Here is a 15,789-nt window from a genome sequence, read left to right as displayed (position 1 = left end):
TGGTGTTTCGAATACCTTTGGACGGCTTCGAGGAGCGATTGGCTGGCGCGCTGCGCGCCGCTCCACGGCATCCGGCCGGCGACCGCCTGCGCGAGCGCCGCGGCACCGTCGCTGAAGATCACAGCCGCCACTGCCGCGCAGACCGCCGCCGCCGCGCCAATCGACGCGGCCGCGGCGCGGCTGGCGCCGGCGTCGGGGCCGGCCGCCAGCGCCACGGCGCCGAGGAGAGCGATGGCGAGCACCCCGAGCACGCGGTCCATCAGGACGGACGCGGCCGACTGCGAGAGGCGCACGTCGTAGCGCGACAGGGTGTAGGCGCGGTAGGCGTCGCCGCCGACGCTCGGCAGGAAGGAGCCGACGAACGTGCTGACGAAGAAGATGCGCAGGACGGCGGCGAACGGCGGGCGCGAGCCGGGCGTCACCGCGCACAGCAGATCGATCCACCGCCACGCGTTGAGCGCGCGATCGACGAGCACCAGCGCGACAGCTGCGCCGATCCAGGACCAGTTCGCGCGCGCGGCGGCGCGCCACACCGACGCCGCATCCGCCTGCCACAGGACGAAGGCGGTCAGCCCGACGGCGACGGCGACGCGCAGCGAACGGGAGAAGGTCACCCGTCCGGCGATCAACGCACCTGTTCGGCCACGGGGAGCGTGTCGAGGTGCCTGGACGGGTTGCGCTTGACCTGGTACGCGCGCTTGAGGAACCTGGCGTAGGGGACGAACTGCTTCATGGCGCCGACGTTCACCTGGCACGGGCTCAGGCAGGTCGGGCACACCTTGTTTTTCAGGTGCTCGCGGTGCGCGAGGTTCTCGTTCGCGAAGTACAGCGTTTCGGCCGGTTGCTCGAGCACGTTGCCGATCTTCTGCGAGTTCTCGCAGTAGTGCAGATCCCCGTTGGGGTTGAGCAGCAGCCCCTGGCTCTGGAACGGGCACGGCATCGTCCGGTGGTAGCCGTTGGCGATCATGTCGGCGTAGTGCAGGTACATGAACGACTGGCCGCTCAGCACCGATTCTTCCCTGACGCGGTCCAGGAAGAACTTGCGCATGAAGGTCTCTTCGCGGTCCTGGAAGCCGATCGATTCCTTGAGGTGGCCGTTGTGCAGCATCGCGTCGGTGAAGCGCAGCATGTTGAACACGACGTCGAGGTTCTTCGTGCGCGCCCACGTCAGGATGTTCTCGGCGTCTTCCAGGTTCTTCGCGAAGATCGTCGAAGCGATCCCGAACGAGAAGTTGGGGTGCGCCTTCGCCAGCGCCTGCATCGCGTCGATCGTCTTCGACGCCTTGTCGAACCCGTTCTTCACCGCCCGCACCTGATCGTGCACGTCGCCGATGCCGTCGAGCGACACGCGGATGCTGATCAGCAGCTCCTTCTCGGCGCAGAACTCGACGATGCGCGTGAGCATTGGAATCGCGCGGGCAGGCGTCAGGCCGGTGGTGTTGATGCCGATCTTCCGCAGCCGCGGCAGACGGCGCTGGAACATCTCCACCATCTGCGGCAGGTCGAGCCTCGTCGTCGGCTCACCGCCGGAGATGTTGAGGTTCTCCACCGCCCCCCAGAAGGGGCTGTCCATCACCGGCTCGAGCTGCTCGAGCGTCATGTCCGACTTGCGGTCGCCCCACTTCCAGTTGTTGCACATGGTGCACTTGGCGTCGCACACCCAGGTGCAGTTGTAGATGAGGACCGTCGGCCGGATCGGGTGCACCTTCGCGTTGATGAAGGTATTGACGAGGTCGCGGGGGACGCCTGCGGCCGCCTTGCCGATGTACCGCAGCCGGAACGTGTTGGTAGACACGAGGTTAGTTGATTATAAGCGAAAAGAACGGCCGGGCTCCATCGAGGAACCCGGCCGCGTGGCGAATCGGCTGGTGGCGGACTGTCTCAGTTCGGGAAGTTCGGGCGCGGGCCCGGCCCCACGTACACGTTCTTGTAGATCGTGCCCGGAATGCTGGCGTCGATCGGGCCGGCGCGCCCGACCGGCGCTCCCAGATGGATCATGTGCGGGGACGGCCGGTACGAGTGGTTGGTGTTCACGCGCTGGTTGTAGATGACGCGACCCGTCGGGCTGTCTTCACGCACCTCGACGTTGGCGAAGTTCGCGCCCCACGTGGCCTTCCAGAAGTACCAGCGTTCGTCGCTGAAGTTCACGGCCAGACGCGCGCCGTCGAAGATCGCGTGCTCGCCGCCGCCGACGATGATGCGGTAGGTCACCGCGCCGGGGATGGAATAGGAGCGGCCGCGCTTCTCGACGGTGAAGCGGTAGTCGTTGGTCGTGATGTCGCCGCCGCCTTCCTGCATCGAGAAGATCTTCGACTTGTCGCCCGGCGATCCTTCGTCGAAGCCGGTGACCATGGCCGAGAATTCGCCGGCTTCGAGCGTGACCGGCAGCTGATAGGTGACGCGGCTCTCCTGCGTGAGCAGTTCGACGCCGTCTTTGACGAACTGTACGGCGCCGATGGGCGTGCCCACGGTGCGGCCGATCGTCAGCGGATCGCGGATCTCGTTGCCGCGGATGTAGGCGCCGACCGGACTGCGGAAGGCGGCATCCCCGGACCACGGCCCGAACGCGCCGCCCGATTCCGCGCGGACGCGCCAGGTGAAGTTGGTGTCAGGATCGAGGGCGGCGGGCGTGAAGCTCACGCTCGAGCCCGAGCTGGTCGCGTTGCCGGAGGTGACCACGGTGCTCCCGCTGCGGACTTCGAAGCGGTACGTCAATGCCGCGGCCCCAAACTTCGGCGTGACGGTGGAGGCGACGAGGACCAGGGGGGCCTGCACCTGCCCGCCGCCGGCGGGGGAGTTTGTACTCGGGGCCGGAACCTTCAGGGTCGAGCCGTCGGCCGCCGCGTCGGGCTCGGGGGCGCCGCTCGCGGTTGGGGAGACGGGAGATTGCGCACGCTGCCCGCAGGCAACGAACAGGGTCATGCCGATTGCGCACATCGCCACCCGCGTGAGCAGCAGGAAATGTGGCAGATGCAAAGTCATCCGCATCAGGGAACCTCGCTTGTTTGGTGTTGGGATGGCCCGCAGGCCTTTCGCAGTGGGGAAATGGTACTACGAAAGAAAAGGCGGCTGGGCCTCCAGCCGCCTTTTCGGATCCGGACCGCCCGATCTTTACTGCGGGAACGTCGGCCGCGCGTTCGGGCCGATATAGACGTTCTTGTAGATGCCGTTCGGCAGTGTCGCGTCGATCGGGCCGGCGCGGCCGACCGGCGACCCCAGGTACGCCATGTGCGGCGTGGGCCGGTAGGTGCGTCCGCTCAGTCCGTGCGTGTACGAGTAGATGACACGGCCGTTCTCGTTGTCCTCGCGCACTTCCATGGTGAAGCTGCCGCCCACGTTCCAGGTCAGCTTCCAGAAGTACCAGCGCGAGCTGTCGAAGTTTCTCTGGACCCGCGCGCAGTCGCGCGAGACGCCGTCGCCGGCGATCATCCGGCACGAGATCGAGCCGGGAGCCGAGTAGTTGGCGCCGCGCAGCTCGGCCGTGAAACGGTAATTGTTCGTCGTGATGTCGACGTCGTCCCCCTGCTGCATGGCGAAGACCTTCGACTTGTCGCCCGGCGTCCCCTCGTCAGCTCCCTTGATCATCATCGAGAACTGGCCCGCGGTCAGTGTCGCCTGGAGCGGGTATTTCAGGTAGCTGGTGTTGGTCAGCAGTTTCAACCCTTCACCAGGAATGAACTGCGTGGGGCCGACGATGAGCCCGACCGTTTTCCCGTTCGTGAGCGGGTCGCGTACCTCGTTGCCGCGGAGGAACCCCGTATCGGGTCCGAGGAATGTCGCGTTTGCGGACCATGGCCCGACGGCGCCCTGAAAGACCGCGCGCGCCCGCCAGGTGTACTGCTGGTCGGCGTTGAAGTCGACGCCGGCCGGAGTGTAAGAGATCTGGCCGCCCGTGCCGGCAATCGTGCCGGAGCGGTGGATCGACGTCGTGCCGCTGAGGATCTCGAACTCATACGACAGCGTGAGCTGCTGATTGCGCCCCGACGCCGGATTGATCACGAGCACGATCTGGTCCGGTTTGGCGTTGTTGACCGGGGACACGGCGCTCGGCGCGCTGACCTTCAGCGTCGAGCCGTCGGGCGCGGCGCCGGTTTCGGGCTGCGTCGCTGACGTCGGCGAGGTCGGGTTGGGCGTGGACTTGTTGCATGCGACCGCCGCGGCCAGCACGCACGCCGCAGCACTGAGTAGAACCTTTCGGGTCATCAGGTGGAACTCCGGGACAAACAGGTTTTATGGGACGCGAGGCGCTGATAATAACACGAAACCTCTTAAATACAGCTACATACCGTGTTACGATGGCCGGACTTTTTTCAGAAGAGGAGAGCCTGATTTTGAGCTTGAAGAGCACGCCCGCCATCATCCTCGCGCTCGGCCTGTGCGCCGTTCCGCACATCGCTTCCGCCCAGACCATGCAGTGGACCGACAAGGGCTACGTCACCTTCAACGTCGGCGCGCAGGTCGGGTCCGACGACCTCGATACGAATTCGACCTTCAGCCTCTACGACGAAACCGGCACGGTGAGCTCGACGCAGCGCGTCAAGGGCGGCGCCTTCTTCGAGCTCGGCGGCGCCTACCGCGTGTGGGGCAGGAATGTGCTCGCCGGCGTCAGTTTCACGCGCATGTCCTCCGACTCGAACGTCGCGCTCACCGCCAGCATTCCCGATCCGGTGTTCTTCGACCGGCCGCGATCGGTGACCGCCTCACAGAGCGGCGCGCAGCACGCCGAGAACGCCATTCACCTCAACGCCATCTGGATGATGCCGGTCGCCAACAAACTGGATCTCGGCATCTTCGGCGGCCCGACGATCTTCATGGTGAAGCAGGACACGATCGGGGCGCTGACCTCCAGCTCCGTGACCGAGCCGGGACCGGCCATCAACGCGCCGTTGAGCGAAGTGAAGAAGACCACCGCCGGCATCAACTTCGGCGTCGACGTGCAGTATCTGGTGCGCAAAGACATCGCCGTCGGCGGCATCGCGCGCTACAGCTGGGGATCGGTCGACATCGACGGCGCCTCCGGCAGCCTCGGCGTCGGCGGCTTCCAGATCGGCGTCGGCGTCCGCTACAGACTCAAGTAGATCGGGCGATCGGGTGATCGGGTCATCGGGCGATCGGCACGATTGGGTTTGATCGGGCGATAGGCCATCGGGCGATCACCCGATCACCCGATCACCCGATCACCCGATCACCCGATCGCACGTTCAACTCCCCTGTGCCGGTGAAGGCCCGGAATCCCGCTGCGAAGGGCCACCGCTGATCAGCAGTTCGCCGGTCATCGCCTCGGTGGTGACGCCGACTGAAGAATCGGAGGCGGACGTATTCATCGCGGCTGGGAGAGGTCGAACATCACCGTGTCGCGCGGTCCGCCGGGCAGCGGAACCTGCCGCCAATTCTGTAAGTAGTGGGCCACGTCGGGGCGGTTCGCCGAGAGGTGGCGCCAGATCGTCGTCACGAAGTAGCGCGCGCCGAAATCCTTCCTCAACAGTTCCAGCACCTGCGGCGTGATCGACTTCGGGTCGAAGCTCCAGCCGCGCCGGTGCGCCCAGTACAGCTGGATCGGCGAGTTGTTGCTGTACTCCTCGTACTCCACGGTGACGATCAAGGCCGACGGATCCGTCGCCGCCTGGATCGCGCGTCCCGCGTCGATCGGAACCATGTCGAGGCGGTCCGGACGGAAGAAGTTCGGCACCACGCCGCTGAACTTGAACGAGAGCAGCGCCACCGCGCCGAGGACGACCGCGCTGCCGAGCGGGCCGGTGATCCGCCCGCCTCGCGTCCGCAGCCAGCCGCCGTCGAAGGCCGGCGCCGCGGCAAGCCCGAACAGGAGCGCGGCCGGCGGCAGCATCGGCAGCTGGTGGAACTCGTGGTGGATGTGTCCTTCGGTCGTCGCCAGGATGAACACGATCACGATCGCGATCCAGACGTCGACCAGACGCCGGCGCGGCACGCGCCACATCGCCAGCAGGGCGAACAGCGCCAGCACGAACCCCGCCGGCGTCAGGTGCAGCGCCCAGATCCTCGTCGTCATGTCGCTGTAGAACGCCGGATCCTGCAGCCGTGCCGGCGTCGCCCAGTGATAGATCCCGATGAAGGGACCCGCGGCGAGCGAGATGGGTGGACCGTAGTTACCCGACGGGTGCCAGATGGCCTGGCTCAGGCCGGTCCGGTGGAAGATCGCGTCGGCGTGCCAGTACCACAGCCCCGTCGCCGCGACGGCTGACGTGATGCCGGCGAGGAACCCTCGATCCTTCAGTACCGCCCAGCGCCGTGCCTCCCACGCCGCCCACGCGATCGGGACGAGGATCAGCACCGCGGGAATCTTGACCAGAAACGCCAGCGCCGAACAGACCGCGCCGGCGATGCACGCGCGCCGGGATCCGGTGTCGAAGTAGATGACCCACGCCAGCACCGCCGCCACCGAATAGAAGACCATCGGCGTGTCGGAGATGAAGAAGCGGCCGAAGAACACCGCGCTCGGCGAGACGGCGATCAGAAAGGCCGCGGCGCGTCCCGCCGGACGCCCGAACAGCCGCGCACCGAGCGCGTAGGTGGCCCACACGGTGCCGATCGAGAACGCCATGCTGACGAGGCGCCCGATCACGGCGTGCTCGCCGACCACCCAGTAGAGGAGCGCCGCGATCCAGTGCATCAGCGGAAATTCCATTCCCACGTACGGATCGACGGCGCCGCCCCAGTTCACCTGCGGGTAGAAGATGTTCATCGAGCGCTCGTAGAAGTTGCGCGCGATGTCGGCGTTGGTGATCTCGCGCCAGCGATGCGCCTCCGCCATCGGCAGGCCGAGGTACTGGCTGCGCAGGACGATCCCGAAGAGCAGGATCAGAAGCAGCGCCGGATCGATCCATCGGGTGATCGGGTGATCGGGTGATCGGGTGATCGGGGAATCGGTTGATCGGGGGATCGGGGGATCGGGGGATCCGGCGATCGAAGAACTGGCGGCTGCCATCTACCGGGAGTATATCGGGCGCCGGGCGAATCGCCCGATCACCCGATCGCCCGATCGCCCGATCGCCCGATCGCCCGATCACCCGATCACCCGATCACCCGATCCCTCTACACTCCGCTGCAGGAGAACGACGGGTACTTCTGGATCTTCGCGAACAGATCGATCTCGCCCCACGTGAGCTGCAGCGTGGTGCCGATGTTGTCGTAGTCGAACGCGATGTCGACGCCCATGTTGCCGTCCGGGCGCTGCCAGGCGATCACGTCGATGCTCAGCTCGGGGCCGCCGCGCTTCAGATTGTGGCCGTAGACCAGCCCGCTGCAGATGCCCGCTTCGATGATCCGATCGCGCAGGAACATCATGTTGTTCTGACGTTCGCCGAGCGAGCCGACGGGCCGCCGCTTGTCGGCGTACTTGGCGGCGATGCAGTTGACGATCGCGGGCCCGTTGCCGAGCGCGCAGGACGCGCCGCCCCCCGGCGGCGGCGTCGGCGGCGGCGTCGGCGCGGGCGCGGGCGGCGCCGGCGTGCGGAACGTCTGCGTCGGGCTCCACGGGCTGGTCGTCTCGCCGTCGCTCGCCCGCGAGCGCCAGTACATCGTGGCGCCGTTCGGCAGGGGAGAGCTGTTGAACGTCGTCTGTGTCGCGCCGCTCGCCACGATCCCGGCCGCGACCAGTCTCGTGAACGCCTGGTCGCTCGCCACCTGGAACTCGTAGCCGAGATGGCCGACCGGCCCCACGTAGGTGGAGTTGTTCACCCGGATCGACGGCGTGGTCGTGGTCAGCAGCTCGTTGTTGATCGGGGCCACCGGCGCCGGCGCCGACACCGCCGGCTTCGGATAGATCTCGAATCCGGCGGTCGCCATCGCGCCGGTGTTGGCGCCGTCCTGCGCCCACGCACGCCAGTAATAGGCGCGGCCGATCTCGAGCCGATCGACTTGCACGCTGGTGCGGCCATCGCCCGGCTCGACGTTCGAGCGGCTGAAGACCTTGGTGGTGAAATTCGCGTCACTCGCGACTTCGAAGGTGTAGGTCAGCGGACGCACGCCGTTGGTCGTCGCGTTCTGCACGACCAGCCGGATCGGCTGCTCGCTCTCCTTGAACTTGAAGCCCTGCGCCGGTTCGAGCAGCGCCGGGGCGGAGATGGTGACACCGGGGATCGGGCCGGCGACGGTCGGCGCGGTCGGCGTGGAGCTTTTCGATGTCTGACAACCGCCGAGCGCAATCAGAGACAGGCCGCAGGCAACGGTGAAGATACGTGACTTCATGGCAAACCCTCGAACAATCCAGGTCTCGGCAGGCGGAAAGCGGCGATGGAACGCGCCGTCCATCCGGCCTATCGGCCGCGACAGTTCGTGTCTTTAGGGAGTGGTGAAATTGGGTTGCTGGGAGCCCCGGATTTCGGGCTCAGGATACCACGGATCGCCGCAGGTAGGCGACCCCGCCCGAGAGTGAAAACACCATGATCAGGGCCGCGCCGACGAACGAGACCAGCAGCGCGGATTCCAGCGGCAGCCCGAGACGCGTGAAATAGAAACCGAAGGTGGCCTCCCGGACGCCGAACCCGTTCAGCGACACCGGCACCATCTGGACGATGAACGAAATCGGCACGATGACGGCGAGCTCGGCAAAACCGATCGGGATGTTCATGCTGCGCGCGATCGCCAGGTAGAACAGCACCAGGATCCCCTGGACGGCAACGGCGCCGAAGAAACACACCGCCAGCGCCGTGGGCGTTTCCTTGAAGCGCGTCAGCGCGTAGGTCAGTTTCTCGATCCGCGCGTCGACCCATTCCTGGTGAAACACCCGCAGCGGCTGCAGGAGCTTCGTGGCGCTTTCCGGCATCAGCAGCGCCGGGGCGGCGACGATGGTGCCGATTCCGAACCCGGCCCAGAGGACGCCCGGTCCGACCGGATCGAGCGCCACGCGCGTCATCAGCGAGGCGCCGGTCGCGGCCATCAGCGCGAGACCGAGCAGCCCGAGTCCGCGATCGATCAGCACCACCGTGGTCGCCAGCGTCTTGGATCCGGCCGCAGGGGCGGTGTCGGCAATGCGGATGACGTCGCCGCCGATGTTGCTGGGCAGGAAATTGTTGAAGAAGGTGGCGACGAGAAACGATTGGGTGAGAAAGCTGAATGGCAGCCGCACGTGCTGCGCGCGCAGCAGCACGCCCCAGCGCACCGCGCTCGCCAGCACCATCCCGAGATACAACCCCAGCGCCATCGTCAGCCAGGCCGGCGACGCCTGGCGGGCGACCTCCCACAGGCGCGACACGTCGACGCGCGAGAAGAGGACCGCGAGGAGTCCGATGCTGACGATCGCCTTGAGCGCGCTGAGAGCGAGGGATCGGGCGCGGTTCGGCCGCGTCTGTTCGTCGTGCAAGGTCATCAATGCCGGTGGCGGGACCCTTCACTGTAGCACGAATGCTACAATTGCCCGTTCGTATCGATGCGCATCCTGATGATCGCGCCGGAGCCGTTCTTCGAGCCCCGGGGCACTCCCTTCAGCGAGTATCACCGCATTCGCGCGCTGCTCGACCTCGGGCACACGGTGGATCTCGTCACGTACCCGTTCGGCCGCGATGTGTCGCTGCCCGGACTGCGCGTCTTCCGCTGCGCCAGGCCGCCGCTCATGACGGGCATCGGCATTGGTCCGTCGTGGCGCAAGCTGCCGCTCGACCTCTTCCTGCTGCTGGCGACCATCCGCCTCGCCCGCCGCGAGAAGTACGACGCGATCCACTCGCACGAGGAGGGAGCCTGGTGGGGGGTGCTCGTCGCGTCGATGCTCGGCCTGCCGCACCTCTACGACATGCACTCGAGCCTGCCGCAGCAGCTCACCAATTTCGCCTACAGCCGGTCCGCGCTGGTGAAGGGGATCTTCGGCCGCCTCGAGCGGTTCGTCATCCGCCGCTCCCGGGTGGTCATCGTCATCTGCCCGCAGCTCGAGGACGTGGTGCGCGGCATCGACGCCGCCGTCCCCTCGGTGCTGATCGAGAACGCCCCCGGTTCGGGTGACGCGCCGACGCAGGGCTCCGGCGTGGACGTGCGGCGATCGCTCGGCCTCACCGACACCGTGCCGGTGATCCTGTATACGGGAACGTTCGAGGCCTACCAGGGACTCGACCTGCTGTTCGCCTCGATGGCGCACGTGCTGAAGCAGCGCCCCGACGCGCGCCTCGTGCTCGCCGGCGGCCGGCCCGAACAGGTCGACGCGGCGCGCCGGCAGGCCGCGGCCGCCGGCATCGGCGCCGCCACGATTTTTGCGGGACAGCGGCCGGCGGAGGACATCCCCGCCTATCTCGATGCGGCCGACGTCCTCGTCTCTCCCCGGAGTCTCGGCACCAATACGCCGCTGAAGATCTATCAGTACCTGCGCTCGGGCCGGGCGATCGTGGCGACGCGGCTCCTGACCCACACGCAGGTGCTGAACGACGACGTGTCGTACCTTACCGAGGCGACGCCGGCGGCGTTCGGCGCCGGCATCGTGGCGGTCCTGGCGGATCCCGAGCGCGCCCGAGCCGTCGGCGCGCGCGCCCGGCATCTCGCCGAAACCAAATACAGCTACGAAGCCTACCTCGCGCGGACGCGCCAGGCCTGTGCGCATCTGTTCGGCGAGCGCGCTCCGCAGATGGCCGGCCGGGTCGCATGAACGACGACCACTACAGCTACGCCGTCTACGCCGACTCCGCGATGGCGGAGCGCTTCGACGCGCTGCGTTTCAGCGGTCCGATCGGGCGGCTGATCGCGGCGACGCAAGAAGAGCAGATCGCCGCCTTCCTCGCGCCGGTCGCGGGACGGCGGATCCTGGACGTGGGCACCGGCACGGGGCGCGCGGCCATCGCGCTCGCCAGGCGCGGCGCCATCGTCACCGGCGTGGACGCGTCCGCCGAGATGCTGCAGGTGGCGGAGCGCCGCGCGGCGGAGGCCGGCGTGCCGCTGCGGTCCGGCGGCCGCGCCGGGGTGACGTTCCTCCGCGGCGATGCCCATGGACTCGCCTTTCCTGACCGCAGCTTCGACGCGGTGGTCTGCCTGCGCGTGCTGATGCACACGCCGGACTGGCGCGCCTCGCTGCGCGAACTGTGCCGCGTGTCCGCCGGACGGGTGGTGTTCGACTATCCGTCGCTGTGGAGCGCCGCGGCGCTGCAGGCGCTGACCCGGCGGCTGGCGCATGCCGTCAATCCGTCCGTCGAGGCGTATCGCGTGTTCGCGCCGCGCGCGATCGTCCGCGCGCTTGCCGGCGAAGGGTTCGCGGTGCGCGGCGAGCACCGGCAGTTCGTGCTGCCGATCGCGCTGCACAAGCGGATCAACTCCGAGGCGTGGACGCGGCGCGTCGAAGCGGCGCTGGCGCATGCCGGCCTGATGCGCCGGTTCGGGTCGCCCGTCACCATCGTGGCCGAGCGGTGCGCGTCCTAGTCACCGGCGCGACCGGTTTCACGGGCGGCCACCTCGTCCGGGCGCTGCGCGCGCGCGGTCACGACGTGTCCGCCATGGTGCGATCGGCGCATGGCGCCGCGCTCCTGCGCGAGGATGGCATCCGCACGGTCGCCGGCGATCTGGGACGTCCCGAGACGCTGCCGGACGCGGTCCGCAGCGGCTTCGACGTCATTTACAACATCGCGGCCCTCTACCGCGAGGCGGGCTTGCGCGACAGCGTCTACCATCAGGTCAATGCGGTCGGCGTGGGCCAGTTGATCGAAGCGGCCGCGGCCGCGGGCGTTCGCCGCGTCGTCCATTGCAGTACGGTCGGCGTGCACGGCGACGTCGAGCATCCGCCGGCGAACGAAGACGCGCCGCTGCGGCCCGGGGACGTCTATCAGGCTTCGAAAGTGGAAGGGGAGCGGATCGCGCGCGAGGCCGGCGCGCGCACCGGCGTGGAAGTGGTGATCGCCCGTCCCAGCGGAATCTACGGCCCGGGGGATCGCCGTTTGCTGAAGCTGTTCCGCGGGGTGGCGCGCCAGAAGTTCTTCTTTCTCGGGGACGCCAGGATCTTCTATCACCTCACCTACATCAGCGATCTCGTCGAGGGCTTCCGGCTGTGCGCCGAGGTCCCGGCGGCGGCCGGGCGCACCTACATCCTGGCCGGCGGCGAGATCCCGCTGCTCACGGATCTCACCGCGATGATCGCCGAAGAAGCGCACGTGCCGCCGCCGACGCGGCACCTGCCGGTGAAGCCGTTCTACCTGGCCGGCGCGTTCTGCGAGCTGATCTGCGCGCCGTTCGGGATCGAGCCGCCCATTTACCGCCGCCGGGTCGATTTCTTCACCAAGAGCCGCGCGTTCGACATCACGCGCGCGCGCACCGAACTCGGATTCGAGCCGCGGGTGGACCTCCGGCAAGGCATCCGGCGAACGCTCGTCTGGTACAAACAGCAGGGCTGGCTGTAATCGCATCGCTGATCCCCCGGGTCGTTCGCTAGCGATTCGTGTCTGTGCATTGCCAGAATCCCGGGGAGAGGCGGTCTCCTCCCGGGCACGGCCGGCGGGAGATGAGAATCGCTTCGCTCCGGTGTTCGTCCACCAGCCGCGCGTAGGCCTTGATGCGCGGGATCTCGGTGGCGGTGACGATGATCCGCTCGCGGGTCATGAAGGTGACGTAGTACGCGGTCCAGTAGTCCGCAGCGCCATAGCGGATGCCGCGCGCCTCGAGGGCGCGGACGAGTTCCCGTTTCAGCGCCACGGGCGGCTGCGTGAGGTACTCGTTCAGCAGGCGCACGTGCGCAACCGCGGCGAGGGCAAATACTGCGATACAGCCCGCCGCCCAGATGGCGGTGAGCGCCCGCGCGCGCTCGACCTGCAGGTATCTCGCCGCGAGCCCGGCGGCGCCGAGCACCGAGAGCAGCTCGTAGCGCATCGTGTAGAAGTCCACGGCGCCGCAGCGTCCGACGACGTATCCAGTCAGGGACAGCGCGGAGACGATGATGAGGTACCGCGGGAACCGGGGGTCAGGTCTGGAATCGGGCGCGTCCCCGGTGCCAGGTCTGTGAACAGGCGTGTCCCCGGTGCCAGGTCTCTGAACCGTCGCCGCTCGGGGGTCAGGTCTCTGAACCGCCTCATGTTCGGGGCCAGGTCTCTGAACCGCCCCCTGGGGGCCAGGTCTCTGAGCTGTCCCGTCGTCGAGGCCAGGTCTGGAAAACGGCGCGCCGGGGGCCTGACCCCGGAACGGCCGGTCTGCAGACCTGGCACCCGGCAGTGGGCGCTTTACAGACCTGGCACCCGGTAGGTGCCGCTTTACAGACCTGACCCCCAGGTCGAGCAGCGGCAGGGCGAGCATGGGGAGGAGCAGCCAGGCGCTGCCGGGCAGGCCCTGGCGGACGCCGCTTTCGATGCCGAAGTCGGTCAACGGCTGCGGCTCGAGGCCGAACAGCTCCGGCCAGTGGACCGTGAGGATGCGTCCGGCGCCGACGACCATCGCGGGCACGTCCGAGCAGAGGCGCTCGGCCACCTGCAGCAGGTTGTTGCCGGCGAGGCGCGAGTGGAGATCCGCGACGGACGTGCCGGGGCCGGCGGCGGACGAGAACTGCCGCAGACCGAGGAACGCCAGCCACACGGCCGTCGCCGTGGCGAACGCGACCGCATATCGCGTCAGCGCGGACGGCGTGAACAGCCGCCGCTCCGCGGCATCCAGGATCAGCAGGGCGACCGCGCCATAGATCGTGAACTCGCGGTTCAGGAAGCCGACGCCGAGCACCAGACCCATCCACAGCGGACGGCGACGCAGCGTCCACAGCAGCAGCACGCACAGCGCCGGCTCGACGTTGCCGCCGTTCGCCGTCAGGAAGTGCGCGGCCGTGATCGGCGGCGCGAGCACGAAGAACAGCGCCGCGAACGCGGCCTGGTGAGCCGCAAGCCCGGCGTCACGCGTCAGGCCGCGCAGCAGCAGCCAGACGATGGCCACGTTGATCGCGAGCAGCGGCAGCTTCAGCGCGGCGACACTCGCGCCGGCGATCGCCATCAGCGGCGCGGCCAGCCAGGCCTCCACCGCGAGCATGTAGGTTTGCCCGTACCAGAAAACGGGAAACGCCCGCGCTTCGGCGAGATGCTTCGCCATCAGCCCGGTGATCGCCTGGTCGGAATCGAAGTGTGCCGCCGGCCACGCCACGAACACCGCGGAACGGCAGACGACGATCGCCGCCAGCAGCAGGAACCACGGCGTCGCCCGTCTCAGCGGCACGCGTACACACCCGGGATGAGGATCGTCCCGCCGTCGCAGGGGATGCGCGAGAGGCGCACCGCGTCGCCGCGATGCTCGTTCACAATCTGCTCGTACGTGCTGATCCGCATCACGTCGCTCGACGCGAGCACGATCCGCTCCCCGGTCGCGAACGTCACGTAGTACGCGAGCCAGTAATCAGCCATTCCATACCGTATGCCGCGCGATTCGAGGACGGCGATCAACGGCTGCTTCGCCGGCGTTGGCGCGCCGCGAACGTACTCCGCGGCGAGCCGCGCGTGCGGAGCGGCGACGACGAGCAGCCACGCGGCGAGCGCGACATGCCAGGCGGCGCGGACGAGAGCAGGTGGACGGGACGCCAGGAACCACGCGAACAGCCCCGCGAGCCCGAGCGGCGACAGCAGTACGTACCGCATGCCGTGAAATCCCACCGCGCCGCAGCGTCCGGGCACGTAGCCGCCGGCAGAGAGGATTCCGACCAGAATCAGGAAGACGGCGAAGGGCGGCGCGAGCCGTCCGCGAGCGAAGCCGAGAGCGATGCCGCCGGCGGCGAGCACCACCACGATTGCCGGGATCCACGACGTCCCCGCCGCTCCCTGCCAGACTCGGCTCTCGATGCCGAAGTCTGCCAGCGGGTAACGGGCGGTGCCGAGGAGCGCGGGCCAATGAACGGCGAACAGCTGCGCGACGCCGGACGCCGCGGTCGATGGCGAGAGGCACGTCCGCGCGGCGAGCTCGAGGACGTTGTTCGACTTGAGCAGTTCGACGGACGTGCCCGGCCCCGTGCCGCTCGACAACGGCCGCAACATCTGTACTGCCAGCCACACCCCGGCCGCGGCCGCCACCATGGCACTCGCGGTTGAGGAAGCCGATGCCGAACACGAGCCCGCACCACAACGGGCGGCGCCGCGCCACCCAGAGCAGGACGACGTAGAGGAGCGGCTCGAGGCTGCCGCCGCTCGAATCGAGCAGAACCGCGGTGATTCCCGGCGAGGGGATGAGGAACGGCAGCGCGATCGCCGCATTCATCGCGAGCAGCGGCAGCGTCAGCACTGCGGCCGAGACGCCGAACAGCGCGAACAGCGGCGCCGCCAGCCAGGCCTCCACGCCGAGCATGTAGATCTGTCCGTGGAGGAACGCGGGCAGCGCGCGCCCTTCGGCGAGATGCTTCGCCATCAGGCCGACGATCGCCTGATCCGAGTCGAAGTAGACCTCAGGCTCGAGCAGGAAAACCGCGGATCGCAGCGCGACGAGCGCGACGGCGATCGCAGGGAGGATCCAGCGGCGCATCCGGGTGCCTTATCATATAGCTCCACATGCCGGAGATTCCGCGCGCGCAGGACGAGCTGTTCGGCGGCGGCCGATCGGCGCGCGAGAAGTATTCCGCGCTCGTCGTCGGCCGTCCAGGATGGAGCGCGCTGCTGCACTACGAGCTGGTGCAGTTGTGGTCGCAGCACGTGCCCGGCGCGCTCGGACTCGCGCTGCGCCAGCGGCTGTACCCGACGCTGCTCGGCGCCTGCGGGCGCAACGTCATCTTCGGGCAGAATGTGACCATCCGCCATCCACACAAGGTCCGCATCGGCGACAACGTGGTGATCGACGACAACTGCCTGGTTGACGCGAAGGGGGAGGCCAACGGCGGCATCACCATCGGCAGCGGCG

Annotated in this window: 15 protein-coding genes; 6 read left to right on the top strand and 9 right to left on the bottom strand. The window is 68.1% G+C overall.

What is annotated here, in order from left to right:
• The 4 genes from VFK57_09085 to VFK57_09070 form a co-directional block, all read right to left on the bottom strand.
• Positions 1–614, bottom strand: a 614-nt coding sequence (locus VFK57_09085) for a lysylphosphatidylglycerol synthase transmembrane domain-containing protein (GenBank protein HET7695847.1), incomplete at its 3' end; no start/stop codon positions are given.
• Positions 615–625: 11 nt separating this feature from the next.
• Positions 626–1,795, bottom strand: coding sequence for a radical SAM protein (locus VFK57_09080; GenBank protein ID HET7695846.1), 1,170 nt, complete (start codon positions 1,793–1,795; stop codon positions 626–628).
• A gap of 86 nt (positions 1,796–1,881) precedes the next feature.
• A complete protein-coding gene (locus tag VFK57_09075; protein HET7695845.1) occupies positions 1,882–2,988 on the bottom strand; it encodes a hypothetical protein in 1,107 nt (368 codons plus the stop codon).
• Positions 2,989–3,111: 123 nt separating this feature from the next.
• The gene (locus VFK57_09070) at positions 3,112–4,203 is read right to left on the bottom strand and encodes a hypothetical protein (GenBank protein HET7695844.1); all 1,092 of its coding nucleotides are present in this window, start codon (positions 4,201–4,203) and stop codon (positions 3,112–3,114) included.
• A gap of 134 nt (positions 4,204–4,337) precedes the next feature.
• Between VFK57_09070 and VFK57_09065 the strand changes: the two genes are divergently transcribed.
• Positions 4,338–5,078, top strand: a complete 741-nt coding sequence (locus VFK57_09065; protein HET7695843.1) for an outer membrane beta-barrel protein — start codon at positions 4,338–4,340, stop codon at positions 5,076–5,078.
• Positions 5,079–5,320: 242 nt separating this feature from the next.
• On the opposite strand, the gene VFK57_09060 is transcribed toward VFK57_09065, so the two are convergent.
• From VFK57_09060 to VFK57_09050, 3 genes are all read right to left on the bottom strand, one after another.
• Positions 5,321–6,964: a glycosyltransferase family 39 protein gene (locus VFK57_09060; GenBank protein HET7695842.1), complete on the bottom strand. Its 1,644-nt coding sequence runs from the start codon at positions 6,962–6,964 to the stop codon at positions 5,321–5,323.
• Between the two features lie 107 nt (positions 6,965–7,071).
• Positions 7,072–8,226, bottom strand: coding sequence for a hypothetical protein (locus VFK57_09055; protein HET7695841.1), 1,155 nt, complete (start codon positions 8,224–8,226; stop codon positions 7,072–7,074).
• A gap of 139 nt (positions 8,227–8,365) precedes the next feature.
• Positions 8,366–9,346: a lysylphosphatidylglycerol synthase transmembrane domain-containing protein gene (locus tag VFK57_09050; protein ID HET7695840.1), complete on the bottom strand. Its 981-nt coding sequence runs from the start codon at positions 9,344–9,346 to the stop codon at positions 8,366–8,368.
• A 60-nt stretch (positions 9,347–9,406) separates the two neighbouring features.
• On the opposite strand from VFK57_09050, the gene VFK57_09045 reads away from it, so the two are divergent.
• From VFK57_09045 to VFK57_09035, 3 genes are read left to right on the top strand one after another with little or no spacing between them, the layout of a single operon-like run.
• The gene (locus tag VFK57_09045; GenBank protein ID HET7695839.1) at positions 9,407–10,606 is read left to right on the top strand and encodes a glycosyltransferase family 4 protein; all 1,200 of its coding nucleotides are present in this window, start codon (positions 9,407–9,409) and stop codon (positions 10,604–10,606) included.
• Complete coding sequence (locus VFK57_09040) at positions 10,603–11,370, top strand: methyltransferase domain-containing protein (GenBank protein ID HET7695838.1); 768 nt, start codon at positions 10,603–10,605, stop codon at positions 11,368–11,370. Before VFK57_09045 ends, VFK57_09040 begins: the two co-directional genes overlap by 4 nt.
• On the top strand, positions 11,358–12,341 hold the full coding sequence (locus VFK57_09035) for an NAD-dependent epimerase/dehydratase family protein (GenBank protein HET7695837.1): 984 nt from the start codon (positions 11,358–11,360) through the stop codon (positions 12,339–12,341). Before VFK57_09040 ends, VFK57_09035 begins: the two co-directional genes overlap by 13 nt.
• Positions 12,342–12,369: 28 nt before the next feature.
• Here the strand turns inward: VFK57_09035 and VFK57_09030 are convergent, their stop codons facing one another.
• Both VFK57_09030 and VFK57_09025 read right to left on the bottom strand, forming a co-directional pair.
• The gene (locus VFK57_09030; GenBank protein ID HET7695836.1) at positions 12,370–14,127 is read right to left on the bottom strand and encodes a hypothetical protein; all 1,758 of its coding nucleotides are present in this window, start codon (positions 14,125–14,127) and stop codon (positions 12,370–12,372) included.
• Complete coding sequence (locus VFK57_09025; protein HET7695835.1) at positions 14,118–14,936, bottom strand: hypothetical protein; 819 nt, start codon at positions 14,934–14,936, stop codon at positions 14,118–14,120. The genes VFK57_09030 and VFK57_09025 overlap by 10 nt, the downstream gene beginning before the upstream one ends.
• A gap of 170 nt (positions 14,937–15,106) precedes the next feature.
• On the opposite strand from VFK57_09025, the gene VFK57_09020 reads away from it, so the two are divergent.
• Together VFK57_09020 and VFK57_09015 are read left to right on the top strand one after the other, a co-directional pair.
• The gene (locus tag VFK57_09020) at positions 15,107–15,247 is read left to right on the top strand and encodes a hypothetical protein (GenBank protein ID HET7695834.1); all 141 of its coding nucleotides are present in this window, start codon (positions 15,107–15,109) and stop codon (positions 15,245–15,247) included.
• A gap of 196 nt (positions 15,248–15,443) precedes the next feature.
• Positions 15,444–15,789 (top strand): hypothetical protein (locus VFK57_09015; GenBank protein ID HET7695833.1); only part of this gene is annotated, 346 nt, incomplete at its 3' end.

Source organism: Vicinamibacterales bacterium (assembly GCA_035699745.1).
Classification (GTDB): Bacteria; Acidobacteriota; Vicinamibacteria; order Vicinamibacterales; family 2-12-FULL-66-21; genus JAICSD01.
The sequence above is the reverse complement of the archived record's forward strand: the minus strand, read 5'-3'. Positions and strand labels throughout refer to the sequence as shown.

Bases quoted from the DNA above. Each gene is read 5' to 3' on its own strand.
- VFK57_09075 (HET7695845.1), bottom strand. From the start codon at position 2,988: ATGCGGATGACTTTGCATCTGCCACATTTCCTGCTGCTCACGCGGGTG.
- VFK57_09045 (HET7695839.1), top strand. From the start codon at position 9,407: ATGCGCATCCTGATGATCGCGCCGGAGCCGTTCTTCGAGCCCCGGGGC.
- VFK57_09050 (HET7695840.1), bottom strand. From the start codon at position 9,346: ATGACCTTGCACGACGAACAGACGCGGCCGAACCGCGCCCGATCCCTC.
- VFK57_09055 (HET7695841.1), bottom strand. From the start codon at position 8,226: ATGAAGTCACGTATCTTCACCGTTGCCTGCGGCCTGTCTCTGATTGCG.
- VFK57_09060 (HET7695842.1), bottom strand. From the start codon at position 6,964: ATGGCAGCCGCCAGTTCTTCGATCGCCGGATCCCCCGATCCCCCGATC.
- VFK57_09040 (HET7695838.1), top strand. From the start codon at position 10,603: ATGAACGACGACCACTACAGCTACGCCGTCTACGCCGACTCCGCGATG.
- VFK57_09025 (HET7695835.1), bottom strand. From the start codon at position 14,936: ATGTTGCGGCCGTTGTCGAGCGGCACGGGGCCGGGCACGTCCGTCGAA.
- VFK57_09070 (HET7695844.1), bottom strand. From the start codon at position 4,203: ATGACCCGAAAGGTTCTACTCAGTGCTGCGGCGTGCGTGCTGGCCGCG.